The 16,082-nt window shown below is 59.3% G+C and carries 17 protein-coding genes, 1 tRNA gene and 1 pseudogene; 11 read left to right on the forward strand and 8 right to left on the reverse strand.

The window, feature by feature from the left end:
- Positions 1 to 47: 47 nt before the first annotated feature.
- Together E1958_RS17080 and E1958_RS17085 are read left to right on the forward strand one after the other, a co-directional pair.
- Positions 48 to 551: a pilin gene (locus E1958_RS17080; protein ID WP_133512940.1), complete on the forward strand. Its 504-nt coding sequence runs from the start codon at positions 48 to 50 to the stop codon at positions 549 to 551.
- A gap of 72 nt (positions 552 to 623) precedes the next feature.
- Positions 624 to 700, forward strand: a tRNA-Arg gene (locus E1958_RS17085).
- A 104-nt stretch (positions 701 to 804) separates the two neighbouring features.
- Here the strand turns inward: E1958_RS17085 and E1958_RS17090 are convergent.
- Complete coding sequence (locus tag E1958_RS17090) at positions 805 to 1,650, reverse strand: squalene/phytoene synthase family protein (protein WP_133512941.1); 846 nt, start codon at positions 1,648 to 1,650, stop codon at positions 805 to 807.
- Positions 1,651 to 2,228: 578 nt separating this feature from the next.
- Here E1958_RS17090 and E1958_RS17095 point away from each other — a divergent pair.
- Both E1958_RS17095 and E1958_RS17100 read left to right on the forward strand, forming a co-directional pair.
- Positions 2,229 to 3,074 (forward strand): NACHT domain-containing protein, encoded by an 846-nt coding sequence (locus tag E1958_RS17095; RefSeq protein WP_133512942.1) that lies wholly within the window; start codon positions 2,229 to 2,231, stop codon positions 3,072 to 3,074.
- Positions 3,071 to 3,748, forward strand: coding sequence for a formylglycine-generating enzyme family protein (locus E1958_RS17100; protein WP_133512943.1), 678 nt, complete (start codon positions 3,071 to 3,073; stop codon positions 3,746 to 3,748). Before E1958_RS17095 ends, E1958_RS17100 begins: the two co-directional genes overlap by 4 nt.
- Before the next feature lie 236 nt (positions 3,749 to 3,984).
- Here the strand turns inward: E1958_RS17100 and ubiG are convergent, their stop codons facing one another.
- Positions 3,985 to 4,701 (reverse strand): bifunctional 2-polyprenyl-6-hydroxyphenol methylase/3-demethylubiquinol 3-O-methyltransferase UbiG, encoded by a 717-nt coding sequence (ubiG, locus tag E1958_RS17105; RefSeq protein ID WP_133512944.1) that lies wholly within the window; start codon positions 4,699 to 4,701, stop codon positions 3,985 to 3,987.
- 474 nt (positions 4,702 to 5,175) lie between these two features.
- On the opposite strand from ubiG, the gene E1958_RS17110 reads away from it, so the two are divergent.
- Positions 5,176 to 5,913 (forward strand): class I SAM-dependent methyltransferase, encoded by a 738-nt coding sequence (locus E1958_RS17110; protein WP_207787510.1) that lies wholly within the window; start codon positions 5,176 to 5,178, stop codon positions 5,911 to 5,913.
- A gap of 663 nt (positions 5,914 to 6,576) precedes the next feature.
- Here the strand turns inward: E1958_RS17110 and E1958_RS17115 are convergent.
- Together E1958_RS17115 and pyrC are read right to left on the reverse strand one after the other, a co-directional pair.
- Entirely contained in the window at positions 6,577 to 6,849 is a 273-nt protein-coding gene (locus tag E1958_RS17115; RefSeq protein ID WP_133512945.1) for an RNA recognition motif domain-containing protein, read from the reverse strand.
- A gap of 474 nt (positions 6,850 to 7,323) precedes the next feature.
- Complete coding sequence (gene pyrC, locus E1958_RS17120) at positions 7,324 to 8,367, reverse strand: dihydroorotase (RefSeq protein WP_133512946.1); 1,044 nt, start codon at positions 8,365 to 8,367, stop codon at positions 7,324 to 7,326.
- A 103-nt stretch (positions 8,368 to 8,470) separates the two neighbouring features.
- Between pyrC and E1958_RS17125 the strand changes: the two genes are divergently transcribed.
- From E1958_RS17125 to E1958_RS17140, 4 genes are all read left to right on the forward strand, one after another.
- Positions 8,471 to 9,688, forward strand: coding sequence for an argininosuccinate synthase (locus E1958_RS17125; protein ID WP_424945095.1), 1,218 nt, complete (start codon positions 8,471 to 8,473; stop codon positions 9,686 to 9,688).
- Between the two features lie 32 nt (positions 9,689 to 9,720).
- The gene (locus E1958_RS17130; protein ID WP_133512947.1) at positions 9,721 to 10,350 is read left to right on the forward strand and encodes a histidine phosphatase family protein; all 630 of its coding nucleotides are present in this window, start codon (positions 9,721 to 9,723) and stop codon (positions 10,348 to 10,350) included.
- Positions 10,351 to 10,598: 248 nt separating this feature from the next.
- Complete coding sequence (locus E1958_RS17135) at positions 10,599 to 11,378, forward strand: PD-(D/E)XK nuclease family protein (RefSeq protein WP_133512948.1); 780 nt, start codon at positions 10,599 to 10,601, stop codon at positions 11,376 to 11,378.
- 35 nt (positions 11,379 to 11,413) lie between these two features.
- A complete protein-coding gene (locus E1958_RS17140; RefSeq protein WP_133512949.1) occupies positions 11,414 to 12,415 on the forward strand; it encodes an efflux RND transporter periplasmic adaptor subunit in 1,002 nt (333 codons plus the stop codon).
- A 233-nt stretch (positions 12,416 to 12,648) separates the two neighbouring features.
- Here E1958_RS17140 and E1958_RS17150 read toward each other — a convergent pair.
- Positions 12,649 to 12,945 (reverse strand): annotated as a pseudogene (locus tag E1958_RS17150) (transposase); the annotation flags it as partial.
- Between the two features lie 288 nt (positions 12,946 to 13,233).
- On the opposite strand from E1958_RS17150, the gene E1958_RS17155 reads away from it, so the two are divergent.
- Together E1958_RS17155 and E1958_RS17160 are read left to right on the forward strand one after the other, a co-directional pair.
- Positions 13,234 to 13,551: a hypothetical protein gene (locus E1958_RS17155; protein WP_133512951.1), complete on the forward strand. Its 318-nt coding sequence runs from the start codon at positions 13,234 to 13,236 to the stop codon at positions 13,549 to 13,551.
- Positions 13,552 to 14,003: 452 nt separating this feature from the next.
- Positions 14,004 to 14,471: a CBS domain-containing protein gene (locus E1958_RS17160; RefSeq protein ID WP_089729541.1), complete on the forward strand. Its 468-nt coding sequence runs from the start codon at positions 14,004 to 14,006 to the stop codon at positions 14,469 to 14,471.
- Between the two features lie 32 nt (positions 14,472 to 14,503).
- Here E1958_RS17160 and E1958_RS17165 read toward each other — a convergent pair whose 3' ends face one another.
- From E1958_RS17165 to E1958_RS17175, 3 genes are read right to left on the reverse strand one after another with little or no spacing between them, the layout of a single operon-like run.
- Positions 14,504 to 14,818: a gas vesicle protein gene (locus tag E1958_RS17165; protein ID WP_133512952.1), complete on the reverse strand. Its 315-nt coding sequence runs from the start codon at positions 14,816 to 14,818 to the stop codon at positions 14,504 to 14,506.
- Positions 14,819 to 14,859: 41 nt separating this feature from the next.
- Positions 14,860 to 15,234 carry a gas vesicle protein K gene (locus E1958_RS17170; protein ID WP_133512953.1) on the reverse strand — a complete coding sequence of 125 codons (375 nt, stop codon included), beginning with the start codon at positions 15,232 to 15,234 and terminating at the stop codon, positions 14,860 to 14,862.
- Positions 15,231 to 15,449 carry a gas vesicle protein gene (locus tag E1958_RS17175; RefSeq protein ID WP_207787512.1) on the reverse strand — a complete coding sequence of 73 codons (219 nt, stop codon included), beginning with the start codon at positions 15,447 to 15,449 and terminating at the stop codon, positions 15,231 to 15,233. The genes E1958_RS17170 and E1958_RS17175 overlap by 4 nt, the downstream gene beginning before the upstream one ends.
- Positions 15,450 to 16,082: the final 633 nt, after the last annotated feature.

Raw genomic sequence — 16,082 nt, forward strand, 5'->3', positions numbered from 1 at the left:
GGATCTCCCCCGCGTCAGCTGGTCGAATCAAACTTGGAGGACTATAAATGAAACAACAGGCGGGTTTTACCCTGATCGAATTGATGATCGTGGTCGCGATCATCGGCATCCTGGCCACCATTGCGATTCCCGCGTATCAGGACTACACGATCCGCACCCAGGTCACGGAGGGATTGAATCTGGCAGCGGAAGTCAAAGCGGCCGTCAGCACCTTCAACGCAGTGCGCGGGAATCTTCCCGACACGAATGACGCCGCCGGTGTTGCAAGTGCCGATTCCATTACGGGTAATTATGTTACCGGCGTTGCGGTCGGCGATAAGGGCACCATTACCATCACCTATGGCGGTAACCGAGTAAACCAGGCGATAAAGAATAAGGCACTCGCCCTCAGCCCTATTCGGAATAAGGCCGGCGGGTTGGTGTGGGTATGTGGAAAAGCTACCCCTCCCCCGACCGGCGATGACACGACAGGAACAGCCGACGGCACGACAGACGCCGAAACGGCCACGACTATCGAGGCTCGCTACCTCCCAACTGACTGTCGTCAGTAATCATCCGGGACCTGACAGTTATCCACTGTCGAGCTTGACTCGGACCGGCCGTCACCGCATACTTTTTTTCACGCGCCCGTAGCTCAGCCGGATAGAGTACCTGGCTACGAACCAGGTGGTCGGGAGTTCGAATCTCTCCGGGCGCGCCATCTAGAACAAAGGCTTAGCCTTTTAGAATGCAGCTTCACAGCAGGCGCACCTTACCCGACCTACGCGGGCTCGCCTTGGCTGGAACGGGCGAAACGGCTGGGACTCATGGTGTCCGCCGGTTCTCCCGCCAGGCGAGCCAGAGCTTGCGTAGGGGAGTGAGCCCGATACGCTGATCGGTGACCGCGAAGCCCGCGCCCGCCAGCTCTTCGAGCAGAGATGCCAGAATACGCACCCGGACCCTGATGCAGACCGGCAGACCCCGGTTCAGATCCGACGCGGTGAGTTTGGATCTGGCCCGGTCCGCCGCGGGCGCCAGCAGCTCCGGCAGGCGGTCGCGATACTCGCGTCGGCCAAGCGCCACGTGCGAGAGACCGAGCACACCTAGCTGCTCGCTCAGAAACAGGGCCCGACCGCGCCGCGCCAAGACCCCGCTGTCGCGGATCAGATAGACCCGAGCACAGAAGCCCCCGAGACGGCGCGCGGCCCGCAGCACATCCGCATCACTCAGGCCATGGCAGTGAGCGATCAGCTCGAAGAGGGCACCCAGATCCCGCTCGCAGGCGGCGTCCAGATCGGCCTCAGTGCCAGGCCGTCGGCACAGGATTTCCGCTTCCACCTGGTCGACGATGTCGGTGAAGGGGGCCTGAGGCAGCCCGTGCTGCTCCAACACCGGTCCCAGGACCCGGCTCAAGGGATGGTGTGGCGTGCCGGCAAAGGTACCCTCCAGCTCCTCGCGCCACCATTGGAGCTTGATCCGCGCCAGGCCGGGGTCCGAGACCCGGTCCGGGATCGCTCGGACCTGATACCGCCAGGCCGACAGCACCGCCAGGTCGTCCCTTAGCTCCCGCGGAGCGAAACGCAGGCTGTAATAGGCGGACGAACCTACGGGCGTTGCCTGGTTGGGAAAGCGCCATTCGTCCGGCGCCGGTCCGGTGATCTCACCAGCCATTTGTCTCACCGAGGGGGAAATATTTTTTGCCGCAAATAAACGCGGATAAACGCAAATTCGTTCGTATTTTTCGTGGTTCTTGATGAGCGGTCTGTACCTTCTCACCAAGCGTGTACTGAGCTGGCTGTTGTTAGGTCCTTGCCTGGTCCCGGTGCTGTTCGGCGTTATTGGGTGTTGCCCGCGAAGGCGTTTTTTTAATCCGCAGATTACGCAGATTTCCACCGATTATTTCGTTTTTCATCTGCGAGAATCTGCGTAATCTGTGGATTCGATAACAAGACCAAGATCTTTGATGCCGGGGCGGTGGGTACAGCTCACCCTACAATGCCTGAGGGTTGGGCACGGGCCATCCAAAGATGCGGTCCGCTGCTGCCCAGGCGTCTATTGATGCGGTTCGCGCCTCTGATGCGGTTCGCGCCTCCTCGTGATGCCATCCTGAATGATCTGCCGCGCTCACCGCATCCTACGCTGGCTCACCGCATCCTACGGGCTACCCGACTGCTTTTCCCTCGCATCGCCCCAGGTTACACTCCATTGATTGCTTACACCGACCCTGTGTAGAACCTAAGGGCAATACCATGCCGGAACCGGCTACTTTCATCACCGCCGCCAACCTCGTATCCCTAATCAGAAAACTGGGGCTCATCTGGCTGATCGAGAAACTGGTGGGTATCCGCGGGGCACGCCGCGAGAAGCTGGCCCGTATCGGCGACATGTTCAGCAACCCACGTGAGCTGGCCCGTTTCTATGTCGAACCCAAATGTCAGCATCACAATCCGGCCGACCGGCACGAGGACCAGGAACCCATCGCCCAGATCCGGGAGCCGGCCTTCCAATTCATCAATGAGTTCCTGCACGACGATTTTCCGCCGCTTGGCGACGGTCGCACCCAGCTCTTCATCCTCTCCGACGCCGGGATGGGCAAGACCTCCCTGCTCATGATGCTCCGCCTCATGCACCTGACGGCCTTCTGGCCCCAAGGCCACGACTGTCTGCTCCTGAAGCTGGGTGAGGACAGCCTGGAGCGGATCGACGAGTGCTCGAACAAATCTCGGACCGTACTGCTGCTGGATGCCCTGGACGAGGACCCCCTGGCCTGGGGGACCATCGAATCCCGACTGGTGGCGTTGCTGGATGCCACCAAGCGATTCCGTCGGGTCATCATCTCCTGCCGTACCCAGTTTTTCCCGGAGACCGGCAGCGACCCCTTCGGCCGTCCGGGTCGGGTGGAGGTCGGTGAGTATATCTGCCCCATGGTGTTCCTTTCCCTGTTCGACGAGGACCAGGTGGATGCCTACCTGCGCAAACGCTTCCCCGACCGCTGGTACGAGCGGTTAGGGTTTCGGCCCAATCCCGAGCGGCTGCGGGCGGCGGAGGTGGTGGGTTGCATGCACTCGCTTTCCGGTGACCTTCGAGGAATATGACCGCTTTGCTGCGGCCACGGGACGCGAAGCACCGGACGATGCGGGCTTGGGGCCGCGGCCGTCGGCCCGTGATCAATATCTCCTGGCAGAACGCAGTTGCTTACTGTGATTGGCTCTCGGAGCAGACCGGCTTCCTGTATCGCCTCCCCACCGAAGCGGAGTGGGAATATGCCGCCCGCGCCGGTACCCAGGCCCACTGGTTCCATGGCGACGACCCGGCCGAATGCGACGCCTATGTCTGGTATGAAGAAAATGCCGACGGTCGGACCCATCCGGTAGGCGAGAAGCTAGCCAATCCCTGGAGCCTGTACGATATGCTCGGTAATGCAGGGGAATGGTGCCTGAGTAGCCCACAAAACTCTCCCCAGGCAACCCAGTCGCAGGTCGATCCGCGGAAATTTGCATTGGCCGGTGCCGTTCCCGTGGCTCGCGGTGGTTCCTGGCGTGATGACGTCGAATCCTGCCGTTCCGCCTCCCGTACAGAGATCCTCGAAACCCTCCGTGACCGCCGCGACCGCCTTGACTGCGACCTCCTCGACCTCCGCGACCTTCTCAACTACCTCAACCGCGACCGCCTCGACCGTCTCGGCCGCGACCTCCGTGACCGCCTCGGCTTCCGCTGTGTCCGGGTTCAGACAATTTCGGTGCCTGATCACAGGGAACCGGACACCTAAGGGCTGGTTGACATAATCGTCGTGCCAACCGCTAATAGGACAAGATTAACAGAATGATCAGGATTAACAGGATTATTTTTCTTAAATAACAACTATAACATCCTGTTAATCCTGAAAATCCTGTGAATCCTGTACTATTTCAAGGTGTCCTATTCTCGATTCATTTGCGTTGATTCGCGTTCATTTGCGGATAAATCTTCTGTCATTGAGGGGCTACCGGATCGGTTTTCCCATACTCAATCCGAGTCCAGGCGGCAGGTCATCAGATAGTTGACGTCCGGATCCCGGTCGGCGAGGCGGTAGGTGTCGGTCAGGGGGTTGTAGGTCATGCCGGTGATGTCTTGGGTGTACATCCCCGCGGCCCGGACCCAGGCGTCCAGCTCCGAGGGTTTGATGAAACGTCCGTAGTCGTGGGTGCCCCGCGGCAGCATATTGAGGATATACTCGGCGCCGATGATCGCCAGCAGGTAGGATTTGAGGTTGCGGTTCAGGGTCGAGAAGAAGACGAAGCCGCCGGGTCTCACCAGGCGGGCGCAGGCGGTGACCACGGACGCCGGCTCGGGGACGTGTTCAAGCATCTCCATACAGGTGACCACATCGAACCGGGCCGGGCTCTCCGCGGCCAGGTCTTCCACCAGGACCCGGCGATAGGTTACCTGGACGCCGGACTCCAGGGTGTGCAACTCGGCGACCTGCAGGGGTCGCTCCCCCATGTCGATGCCGGTCACCTGTGCGCCGAGTAGAGCCATACTCTCGGACAGGATGCCGCCGCCGCAACCCACGTCCAAGACCTCCTTGCCCTTGAGCTTTGCTGCCCGGTCGATATAGTCCAGGCGCAGGGGATTGATGTGGTGCAGGGGCTTGAACTCGCTGTTGGGGTCCCACCAGCGGGCGGCCAGCTCCTCGAACTTGCCGATCTCAGCCTGATCGACATTATGGATGGTCTCGGTCATGCTGTGTGTCCTCGGTGAGGTTTTTGGAGTGCGGCGGCAAAGCGGCGCGGGCTGATCAGACCCAAGCTGCGTGTATTACCATCGGCGTTTGCCGAGGCCTGGGCGCGGGGCTCCACCCGCGCCGCGGCGACGGCGCTTTTCCTGCAGTCGGTGGTAATCTCGCAGTTACCCTGGATCCGAAGGCGATCTATCTTGAAACCGTAGATTGTCTTAATCTGGGTAGCTGTGGCAACTTTCTCGAACCCCGGAGATGACATAGAGCCTGCGTAGGGCGGGTGAGAGGCACACTTCGGGGCTGAGTTGGCCACTGTGATTGGGTGCCTCGTCACCCGCCGTCAGGTGGTGGTCCCCAATGGCGCCCTGGCCTAACCCGCGCCCTACGCGGGCTTAATGGGATTGCATTCGAACGTGCCGTAATCCGACATTCGATCGTGCGCAATCGCTTTACCCGTAGGTGATGGAGATTCAGATGAAATGAGCCATGCCAATCCGGTCGATCTGGTCTTCGGGGGTATGGAGAAGCTAGGCCCCGGGAGTGATTCCGATACGCTGCAGGTTCTCGATATGCTCCCCAAGGTCCCCCATGGACTGATTGTCGACGCAGGCTGCGGAAGGGGACGGCACACCTTGGCACTGGCGAACCGACTCCGGAATCCTGTGCACGCCGTCGATACCTACGAACCTTTCTTGTCCAGCCTCATAGAAGGTGCCGAGGGGGCCGGAATCGGGCCTCTGATTCAAACATATTGTATGGATATGGCAGACATTGCGGACAGGTTTCAGGGGATTGATCTGCTTTGGTCCGAGGGGGCTGCCTACAACATCGGATTTCCGCATGCGCTCAAGATATGGCACTCCGCTCTGAAACCCGGCGGATTTGCGGTCGTCAGCGAGCTCTCGTGGTTGCAGGAGAAGGTCCCCGCCGATGTGCGCCGGTTCTTCAAAACCGGCTACTCTGATATGCGCAGTGCCGATGAGAATCGGGGCGTCGCCGAGGACGCGGGCTACAGGATCCTCGCCACCCATACCCTACCAAGAGCGACCTGGATTGAGGGTTATTACGACCGACTGGAACCCCGGGCCCGATCGCTGCTTGACCATCCCGACCAGGCGGTCAGAGATTTTGCAAGTGAAACCCTGGAGGAGATCCGAATCTTCGGCAGTTCGGAAGACAGCTACGGATATGTATTCTATGTGATGGAAAAGGTCTAATCGGACGCTTGGAGCGCGACCACGGAAACCGCGCCGGGCAGAGAATCTAAGAACCTGTCTGGCAAAAAAGGCAAACCCTTGTTTATAAGAGGCTGTCTAAAAACTAACCTATTGATTTTCTACTGGCATTGATTTTCGGCTGGCTCCCCAGGCTCCAGCGTGGGAGCAGACCCGGTCCCGACGGAGGAGGGATCTGACGCTCCAGCGTCGATTAAGTGCCTGGTAGGTTAACAGCCAACGCCGATCAGCACGGAGAAGCTGCGTCCGCTGGAGCGGACAAAACGGCGTTCCCACCTGTCTGCGTGCAGGGACGCACAGGCAGGCGCTGGAGCGTGGGACGAGCGCGAAATTTTCAGATTTTATGCCCTAAAATCAGTACCTTAATTTTTAGACAGCCTCTAAGTTAGCTGCTGACCGCTTGCCGTGGTGGGTCGGAATACGAAAGAGAAAAGGACGAAGCGCGCGTAGGGCGGGTGAGAGGCACACTTCGGGGCTGAGTTGGCCACTGTGATTGGGTGCCTCATCACCCGCCGTCAGGTGGTGGTCCCAATGGCGGGTGGCGGCCGTCCCTGGCCTAACCCGCCCTACGCGGGCTCGATTTCTCGATCATTCTGGCGATCGCCGTTCCGCTTTTTCGCTGATCGGTAACCCTTACTCGCAGGCTCAAAAGCGGCGGTTCTGCGACTTGCGATCACCGCGCGGTTTGGCTGGGTTGACCTTCATGTTGCGGCCTTTCAACGGAGTCCCGTTGAGGGCCTTGATCGCAGCGTCGGCCTCGGCATTACTCGGCATCTCCACGAACCCGAACCCTTTCGAGGTGCCGGTATCCCTGTCGGTGACCAAATTCGCGCTCTCGACTTGGCCATAGGCACTGAAGGCCTCGTGCAGTTCGTCTTGAGTCACACCATAAGCCAGGTTGCCAACATAAATATTCATCGGTCTATAAGTCCCTAAAAGCTGTGCATCGAAGGAGAGAAAGGCCGGTCAGTCCGGCCTATGCACATGCCGGTCGGAGGGCCTTGCGGTATGGCCGCAGCCACCCCGCGACTGCGAGAGCCTGTCTGACTTACGACTGTTCTACGCGGAATCGAAGAAGACGGCCAGATTTTCCGCTCGATTTCGTTAAATTAGGCCCACTATTCGCCTCAGTCGAGCGCAAAAATCTTGCCTTTTGCCCCTCGATCCCTCGCTACGAACGCATAAGCCAGACAGGCTCTAAGATATGTATAGCCCCCGCAAACCGGCTCACCCGGAGGTTTCCTGAACCGATGGAGGTGTCGGGATACGGATCATTCCTGATGGGCCCTGGGGAAGGGGGCCAACCGAAAGACGGGAGACACCGGCCGGCGCTCAATGTTCGGCACCATACGCGAAAAGCAGTGACATGGAAAGCGGAAAAGCGGATCAGAGTCAATCGGCCAGGCGCCAGGCCACTGTTGTGCCAGCCCGCAGCGGCACCAGCCGGTCTTGATCGAATGGATAGAAATTCGGAACCCGCCAGGTCTCCTTGATCAGGCGGATGCGTTCCTGATTGTGGGGCAGGCGGTAGAAATCGGCCCCGAATTGGCTCGCAAAGCCTTCCAGTCTGTCGAGTGCCCCCGCTTGCTCGAAGACCTCGGCATAGAGCTCAATCGCGGCGTGGGCACTGAAGATCCCGGCGCATCCACAGGCGGTCTCCTTGCCCGCGCGCGGGTGGGGGGCGCTGTCCGTGCCGAGAAAGAACTTCGGATTTGCGCTGGTAGCGGCCTCGACGAGTGCCTGACGGTGGGTCTCTCGCTTGAGTACCGGCAGACAGTAGAAGTGGGGCCGAATACCGCCGGCCAGGATGGCATTGCGGTTGTACAAGAGATGATGGGGCGTGATGGTGGCCGCCAACTGCGGCGGTGCTGCGAGGATAAACCGGACCGCCTCGGCAGTGGTTATGTGCTCCAGGACGATCCGCAGCTCGGGGAAATCACGGATCAGGGGGTAGAGGACCTGATCGATGAAGGCCTGCTCACGGTCGAAGATATCCACCGCCTCGGCGGTTACCTCCCCATGCACAAGCAGCGGCAGGTCGAGGCGCTGCATCGCCTCCAATGCCGGATAGATGCGGTCGATGCGGGTGACGCCGTGCGCGGCGTTGGTGGTGACCCCCGCGGGATAGAGCTTCACCCCATGGACCGACCCGGACGCGGCGGCGCGCGCGATCTCCTGGGGCGATAGGTTGTCGGTGAGATACAGGGTCATCAGCGGCTCGAAGCCGTATCCTTCGGGCAGAGCGGCGAGGATGCGGTCGCGATAGGCGATGGCCTGGGTGGTGTCCGTAACGGGGACCGGGAGATTCGGCATCACCATGGCACGGGCGAAACGGTGCGCCGTATAATGGACCACCGATGCCAGCTGTTCCCCGTCCCGCAGGTGAAGATGCCAATCGTCGGGTTTGAGGATGCTCAATTCGGCCTGGTCGCCCATAGTCCGCTCCCGGAAGATTCCATACGCTTGGCTGTTACCGGGCAACAGAAAACCACAGGGGTTGGGCAACGTCAAAGCCTCTCGTCTTAGGAGTCATCCAATCGTGCGCAACAAGATCAAGAAAGTGGTGTTGGCCTACTCCGGTGGTCTGGATACCTCCGTTATCCTCAAGTGGCTGCAGGAGCATTATGGCTGCGAGGTGGTCACCTTCACCGCCGATATCGGTCAAGGTGAAGAGCTCGAACCCGCCCGGGCCAAGGCCGCGGCCGCGGGGATCAAAGAGATCTATATCGAGGATCTGCGCGAGGAGTTCGCGCGCGCGTTCGTCTATCCCATGTTTCGCGCCAATGCCGTCTATGAGGGTGAGTATCTGCTCGGGACCTCCATCGCCCGGCCTCTGATCGCCAAACGCCTGGTGGAAATCGCCGATGAAACCGGTGCCGATGCCATTGCCCATGGCGCTACCGGCAAGGGTAACGACCAGGTCCGCTTCGAGCTCGGCGCCTATGCCCTCAAGCCGGATGTGAAGATCATCGCGCCCTGGCGGGAGTGGGACCTGCTGTCCCGGGAAAGGCTGCTGGCCTACGCCGAGTCCCAGGGTATTCCGGTGGAGATGAAGCGCGCGGGTTCCAAATCCCCTTACTCGATGGACGCCAACCTGCTGCATATCTCCTACGAAGGCAATGACCTGGAGGACCCCTGGACCGAGCCGGCCGCCGACATGTGGCGCTGGACCCGCGCGCCCGAGCAGGCCCCGGACCGGCCGACTTACCTCGAGCTGACCTTCGAGGGTGGGGACATCCTGGCCCTGGACGGTGAGCGATTGACACCCGCCGGGATGCTCGCCGCGCTCAACCGCATCGGCGGCGAGCACGGTATCGGTCGCAACGACATCGTGGAGAATCGTTACGTGGGGATGAAATCCCGCGGCTGTTACGAAACCCCCGGCGGGACCATCATGCTAAAGGCCCATCGGGCCATGGAGTCCCTGACCCTGGACCGGGAGGCGGCGCAGCTGAAGGACGAGCTCATGCCCCGCTATGCCAAGCTGGTCTACAACGGCTACTGGTTCACGCCGGAACGCGAGATGCTCCAGGCCGCCATCGACCGCACCCAGCGGGTGGTCAATGGACAGGTGCGCCTGAAGCTCTACAAGGGCAATGTCATGGTCGTGGGCCGCAGGTCCGAGACCAACAGCCTGTTCGATGCGTCCCTCGCCACCTTCGAAGAGGATGCCGGGGCCTACGACCAGGGCGACGCTACCGGCTTCATCCGGCTCAACGCCCTCCGCTTGCGGGTCGCAGGGCGACAAGGGAGGTGAGCGCGCGTAACCAGGTCAGTCCTTGACCTACCATGTCCACGCGCATCACCCTTATCCGTCACGGTGAGACGGACTGGAACGCCGAAGGGCGCCTCCAGGGTCACCTCCAGGTTCTGCTGAACCGGCGTGGCCGAGCCCAAGCCGAGGCCCTCGCCACCTGTCTGCAAGACACCGGCTTCGATGCCGTCTACAGCAGTGATCTGCTGCGTGCCCTCCAGACCGCCTGGACGATCGTCCGCTACAACGGGCAGCAGGTTCGCGCCGACGCACGCCTGCGCGAATGGGACCTGGGGGTGCTGGTGGGGCTGAGTCGGGCCCAGGCGGAACGGGATCAACCGCAGGCCACTAGGATTCGGCGCGAGCATCTGGTGGACGAGCCCATACCCGGCGGCGAAAGCCTCCGCCGGCGGTTCGAACGGGTGACCGGGGCGGTCGCGGAGATCGCCGCGCGCCACCGGGGGGAATGCATCCTGGTGGTGAGCCACGGCGGCCCCCTAGGGGATTGCTACCGCCGTGCGGTCGGGAAAGGAATCGAGGAACGGATGCGGATCGACCTGCGCAACGCCACCATCAACCGGATTGACATCGACGGAAACGACTGGACAGTGAGATCCTGGGCCCAGACCGAGCATCTCGCTGCCGTTGGCTTGCTGCCAAGCTGACGCAGCCTTCCCCCACCCCAATCGATGCGGCTGGAACCTGAGAGCCGGAAGAAGCACCACGAACGGACACGAATTGGTGTGCATTCGTGGTTCTTAGAAGCTATCTGATTAGGCGAACTTGAATTTTTCGAGGTATCCTTCTGATGGTGATCGTTCATGCCGTAGAAATCCTATATTGTCACTTCATTGCGAAAGATGATGCGGGTGTATGGGCTTCGGCATGAATCCATAATTGACGGAGGTCTACCATGACCGGATTAGTGACAGAAGAGGAAATGATTCGCTCTATTCGCGGCCATCTCCCGCAGCTGCTACGCAGCGATCCATCGCTGGGTGACTATATTCTAAGTGTTACCCGTGAACATTTCCCCACTAAAGTGGAGACGGAGGACCGGTTTACCCGGATGCTGAATGAATTGGCACGGGATCGGGAGGCGCAAAGCCGTAAATGGGACGAACAAAACCGTAAATGGGAGGAACAAAACCGCAAATTGGATGGACAAAACCGCAAATGGGACGAACAAAACCGCAAATGGGACGAACAAAACCGCAAATGGGAGGAACAAAAGGAGGAGAATAGACGCAACTGGGAAGAGTCGAATCGGCGCTTCGATGCAATGAATAAGCGAATCGATCGCTCACTCGGCGCACTGGGATCACGTTGGGGCACCCAATCGGAACGGGCCTTCCGCGATGCACTGGCCGCCATCCTGGTGGAGAGCTTCGAGGTGGAGGTAATCAATGTAAACGAGTTCGACGATGAGGGCGAGGTCTTTGGGCGACCGGATCAGGTCGAGCTCGACGTGATCATTAAAAACGGCCTGTTGATTCTCTGTGAGCTCAAGTCGTCGATGAGCAAATCCGACATGCATACCTTCGAACGCAAGGTTCGCTTTTATGAGCGGCGTCATAAAAGGCAAGCAACCCGCATGATCGTGGTATCGCCCATGATCGATGATCGGGCGCGTCAGGTCGGTGAACACTTGGGTATCGAGCTGTATCCCGATTCGCTGGATGTGCCGGTGTAGCGGGAAATAGTGGAAATAGGGACAGACAAAGCACAATGGCATTCAAGGCCCTATGGCTGGCGGCCATGGTGGCCGGGTCCGGCGTCGCGGCGGAGCCGGGCGTCCCTCTCGCCACCGCCGAGCCTGCGCTGCGGGAGGTGACCCTCACCGGGTTCACCCGGGCGCGCGCCGAGCTGCCGCTCGCGACCGAGACCGCAGGCAGGGTGGTCGCGGTCGCCTATGACATCGGTGAGACCATCGGTAAGGACGGGATCTTCGCGCGTCTGGACGCTACCTTCATCGAGCTGGAGCTGGCGGAGGTCAAGATCCAACAGGAACGCCTCCGGACCCGGGTCGCCTATGATCGGCGGGAGGTCAAACGCCACACCGAGCTGGCCCGCCGGGACCACACCTCCGCCTCCCAGCTCGATGCCCTGGAGCAGGCCCTGCGGGACAATGGTTACGAGCTGCAGGTCTTAGGGAACAGGCAGAAGGTGCTCCAGGAGCGTCTGCTGCGGACCCGCATCCGCGCCCCCGCCGGCTGGCGGATCACCCGCCGCAACCTGGAGCCGGGTCAGTGGGTGCAGGAGGGGGAAAACGTCGGTGCGGCCGCGGACTTCACCACCCTGATCGTACCCTTCGCCCTCACCCCAGACCAGTATAGGACCCTGACCGATTCCGACCACGCCGGGCTACGCCTGCATCTGCCGGATCTGAAACGGGACGTGGTCGCGTCCATCTATCGCACCTATCTCGGATTCGACCCGGTTACCCGCAAGATTGCCGTGGATCTGGCGCTCCGTGACCGGGTCGAGCCCCACCGCGGCGGCCTGCGGGCGCGGCTCGGTCTGCGGCTCCCGGAACGTACCGGTGCCGTGACCTTGCCCAGCGCGGCGGTGGAGCATAGCCACGAGGAGCTTTGGGTCACCCGGGAGGACGGCCAGCGCCTCCGCGTCATATTGCTCGGGAGCGACCAGGAGCCTGATGGTGAGCACCTGCGCGTGGCCGCACCGGACCTGGCGCCGGGACAGCGCTTCCGGTTGCTGCGTGAGGACTAGTACATCATTTCAACTTATATTGCGGGCATAATCGCCTAAGCTTGACTATGTGCCTCCTCCGAGAAGTTTGCAATATTAGTCGAAATTATGTACTAGGGTGTGTTGACATTTAAGCCGGGCAGATCAAGATCGAGGCGCTCGCCACGAACGCGAGGTAGCGCCCGTCCAGCTTATCGTAGCGCGTGGCGACGCGCCGCAAGTGTTTGATGCGATTGAAAAAGCGTTCAACGAGCCCGAATCACGGTGCTATCGATGACAACTTCTTCAACATCAGAATCCTTTGCCAACGCTTCGAACACCTCGGACCACACGCCATGCTTGTGCCAACGGGCGAATCGCTGATACCCGCTATTCCAGTTTCCAAATGCTGCGGGAAGCTCGCGCCACGGGGCGCCCGAGCGGGCCAGCCACAGGATCGCCTCGACAAACAGTCGGTTGTCGCGACCGGTCCGTCCGCGGTCTGACGCCTTGCCTGGCAACCGGTGCTGGATCCGTTCCCATTGGTCGTCACGCAAATTCAGGCGAACCATTTCTACACCCCTAAATAGCTGAGTTGGGCGTAGTCTATCGGGTTAAATGTCGACAGGACCTAGCCCTGCATCGAAAAAATAAAGTGCTATACTCTTTATATGACACTCTCATGTTTTATCGGCAAAATAAAACATAAAAAATAATCCTTATTTTCTCAATAGTTATAATTATTATATCTTCGTGATAGCTAATATAATGATATTAAAATCATATAATAAGCGCCTTAAAAAACATGATTTTCATCAATGGCACGCTTGAATAATCAATAGGTTAGATTCGCTTGATCGGTGAAAACACCTATTTTTCAAGGTGCCCTGAATGTATCGGTGCTGCATGAACAGTATCGAGGCTACGCGCGGGAGAAATCCATGAGAAACGAGCTAAGACATATTGTGGCCACGGCCCTCGGCGTGATCGTCTTTATGTTCCTGCTGATGTCTGCGATCGCTCTTCTCTCGTCCGGCAAGGTATTCGATAATGCCGTTGAGTCGAGAGGGGAGTCAGTGTCCGGATCGGCAAACGAATCGCTGCTGCAGGAATTACCGAGGAAGATCGGACCCAGTGACACACTAACGGAAGAAACTCTGGCAGCGGTCGTCAAGTGACCACACACCGAGCCCCAGGTGCAACCCGGTCCGAATCTTCCTACATCTTCAACCGGTTGCGGCAGTCAAACCGAGTGCTTGATCCCTGGATCGCGGCAAGTGTCGTCTTTTGCGACACTCGCAGGGGGAGGGAGGTTGAGGGGATTCGGAAAGATTTATATGCGCTCGCCCGATGATTGAGTGGTGACCACTGCAACAAAACCAACAGTCGAGTGGAGTTGCCGGAATCTTGTCGCCGGGAGTCCTGCATCCAGCGGGTCTAAGAGGCTGTCTAAAAACTAACATGTTGGTTTCAAAGCGGTAGGCTGGGTCGAGGGACGAGACCCAGCAAGCCAGACTTGCCCGTAAACGCTGGGTTTCGTTCCTCAACCCAGCCTACCCTCTACTTTGGCCTATGGCCCTTTTTTAGACAGCCTCTAAGCCCGCTCATCCCAAGAGGAGACGCCTGTTCCATGCAAGTTCACGAAGTCATGAGTCGCGCCATACGTTCGGTCAGCCCGGATGCCAAGGTCATGGAAGTAGCCTCCATCATGTGTCTGTACCGGATCCCCGGTATCCCGGTGGTAGCGGACGACGGCGAGCTGGTGGGGATCATCGCGGAGAAGGATGTGTTGCACAGCCTGTTTCCGAAGCTCGAGAACCTAATGGAGGAGGGCATGGGTAATGTGGATCTGGACAAGCAGATTGCCAAGTACAAGGATGTGTTGGCCTTGTCGGTAAGCGACCTCATGACCCGTAATCCCATCACGGTGTCTCCGGACATGCATGTGCTGCGGGCCGCTTCCGTTATGGTGCGTCATCGCTTCCGGCGGCTCCCGGTGGCGCACGAAGGCATGTTAGTGGGCATGTTGAGTCTCGGCGACCTCCATAAAGCCATCTTCCACCTCAATGTCGCCACGAAGAAGCTAGCCAAGGACTAACCCCAGGTCAGCACCTCATGCCAGACAGGCTCTCAGACCTGCGGACCGGACCGTTCGGCCAGTTGCGCCTCGAGCTGACTGACCCGTTGCGCGAGTTCGGTCGCATCGGGAGCCTTGTCCGTGAGTCTACGAAAGGCGCTGTCCTGGGACCACCAATCCATACCGATCTCCTTGGCCTTGTCCACCGAGCAAATGACCAACCGTAGCTGGATGGTCAGGAGCTCGATGTCTACCAGCTTGATCTTGATATCGCCGGCGATCACTACGCCCTTGTCGAGCACGCGTTCGAGCACGTCGGCCAAGTTGCTGGTCTCGAGCGAGTGCTTTAATCTGGTCTGTGTCGCCATGTCTTTCCCCGGTTATTGGATTGCGCGATGGGTTGCCTCGGCTAGAGTAGCTTACCTAGCGGTCCCAGATCGATGTTCAGGTCCTCCTCTTCCAACCCGAACGTTCGGCGCAAGCGCTCGATCTCTTCGGTCTGCTTCATCAGGGCCAGGCCCAACCGCTCGATCTCATCGTCCGTGAGGGTGCCGGAGTCCATGCGTCTGATGGCCTGACGCTCCAAGAGCTCGTGCAACAGACGCACCAGTGCCAGCACTAGTCGGCCAAGTCCGCGCTTGACGTCGTCATCGGACACATTGATGCGTGGAGCCGTGCCTGTGACGGGCCGCTGATCCGGCGGCGTTTCGGAGCGCATGACGCGCGCGAACTCGGTCATGTCCTCCGACAGGATCCGGGTATCCGCATCGGCGACGCCGCTCATGGGGATTCCTCCGGGTAGGTCTCGGCGCCGCGCAGCGCCGTGTCGATGGAGGATACCAGGACCCGCAGGCTCAGGTAGATCAAGTCCACCCCCGCCACCGAGATCGTAGCCTCGCCCATGATAACGGCCCCCTTGTTCAGGATGCGATCAAGCATCTCCGACAAGGCGATCTGTTCCTGGTCCATTTCCTGGTCCATATGGGGATGACGGGCCATGCATCGAGTCCTCGGATGGTTGATTCATCAGCGTTTCCTATACGAGAGGAGGTGTCCGGTCACGTCCAGCAACTAGGCCACGGAAAATGCTGAGGAAAGGTTGCGAGCCCGAAGGATCCACGAGAGGGGGACTGCCGGGGAAACGAAAGGAAAAAACAGGGGCCCTAAACGGCTTAACCCCGGGTGCATACTCGAGTGAAACCACTCTAGCAGAGGCAGATCCGGGGCTTACGGTACCAAAATATATGGCCCCTACCGTGTTTGTCAAGCTAGTTAAACAGGGCGAGCGTGTATAAAATTTTTTAAAATCAATGACTTCAGATAGTTACAGGCCGAACATGACAATAAAGTTTAATTATAACTTGTTGATTTATAAGGACATGCGTCCGCCCTGGCTAGTTAAACACCAGTGTTTAACTGGCCCTCCCATATCGTTTCGGAATATGTGGTTACTCACTGTTGTCCCGTTAAACTTGGGTGGTTACCAGATAACTATCTGAAATGTGGATAAAAACATCCATTTTCGGGGTGTCACCGACTTGAACGCAAAAACCCGTACCGACATGCTTCGGCCCTGGATTCCCCGGGGAGAGGATCATGTATTCAGGACCGTTGGTTTTTTCGCAAGTCATA

It is taken from the genome of Candidatus Thiosymbion oneisti (assembly GCF_004359955.1).
GTDB lineage: Bacteria > Pseudomonadota > Gammaproteobacteria > Chromatiales > Chromatiaceae > Thiosymbion > Thiosymbion oneisti.

Coding starts and splice junctions, on each gene's coding strand:
- E1958_RS17080 (WP_133512940.1), top strand. CDS start 48: ATGAAACAACAGGCGGGTTTTACCCTGATCGAATTGATGATCGTGGTC.
- E1958_RS17090 (WP_133512941.1), bottom strand. CDS start 1,650: ATGGCTGGTGAGATCACCGGACCGGCGCCGGACGAATGGCGCTTTCCC.
- E1958_RS17095 (WP_133512942.1), top strand. CDS start 2,229: ATGCCGGAACCGGCTACTTTCATCACCGCCGCCAACCTCGTATCCCTA.
- E1958_RS17100 (WP_133512943.1), top strand. CDS start 3,071: ATGACCGCTTTGCTGCGGCCACGGGACGCGAAGCACCGGACGATGCGG.
- ubiG (WP_133512944.1), bottom strand. CDS start 4,701: ATGACCGAGACCATCCATAATGTCGATCAGGCTGAGATCGGCAAGTTC.
- E1958_RS17110 (WP_207787510.1), top strand. CDS start 5,176: ATGAGCCATGCCAATCCGGTCGATCTGGTCTTCGGGGGTATGGAGAAG.
- E1958_RS17115 (WP_133512945.1), bottom strand. CDS start 6,849: ATGAATATTTATGTTGGCAACCTGGCTTATGGTGTGACTCAAGACGAA.
- pyrC (WP_133512946.1), bottom strand. CDS start 8,367: ATGGGCGACCAGGCCGAATTGAGCATCCTCAAACCCGACGATTGGCAT.
- E1958_RS17130 (WP_133512947.1), top strand. CDS start 9,721: ATGTCCACGCGCATCACCCTTATCCGTCACGGTGAGACGGACTGGAAC.
- E1958_RS17135 (WP_133512948.1), top strand. CDS start 10,599: ATGACCGGATTAGTGACAGAAGAGGAAATGATTCGCTCTATTCGCGGC.
- E1958_RS17140 (WP_133512949.1), top strand. CDS start 11,414: ATGGCATTCAAGGCCCTATGGCTGGCGGCCATGGTGGCCGGGTCCGGC.
- E1958_RS17160 (WP_089729541.1), top strand. CDS start 14,004: ATGCAAGTTCACGAAGTCATGAGTCGCGCCATACGTTCGGTCAGCCCG.
- E1958_RS17165 (WP_133512952.1), bottom strand. CDS start 14,818: ATGGCGACACAGACCAGATTAAAGCACTCGCTCGAGACCAGCAACTTG.
- E1958_RS17170 (WP_133512953.1), bottom strand. CDS start 15,234: ATGAGCGGCGTCGCCGATGCGGATACCCGGATCCTGTCGGAGGACATG.
- E1958_RS17175 (WP_207787512.1), bottom strand. CDS start 15,449: ATGGCCCGTCATCCCCATATGGACCAGGAAATGGACCAGGAACAGATC.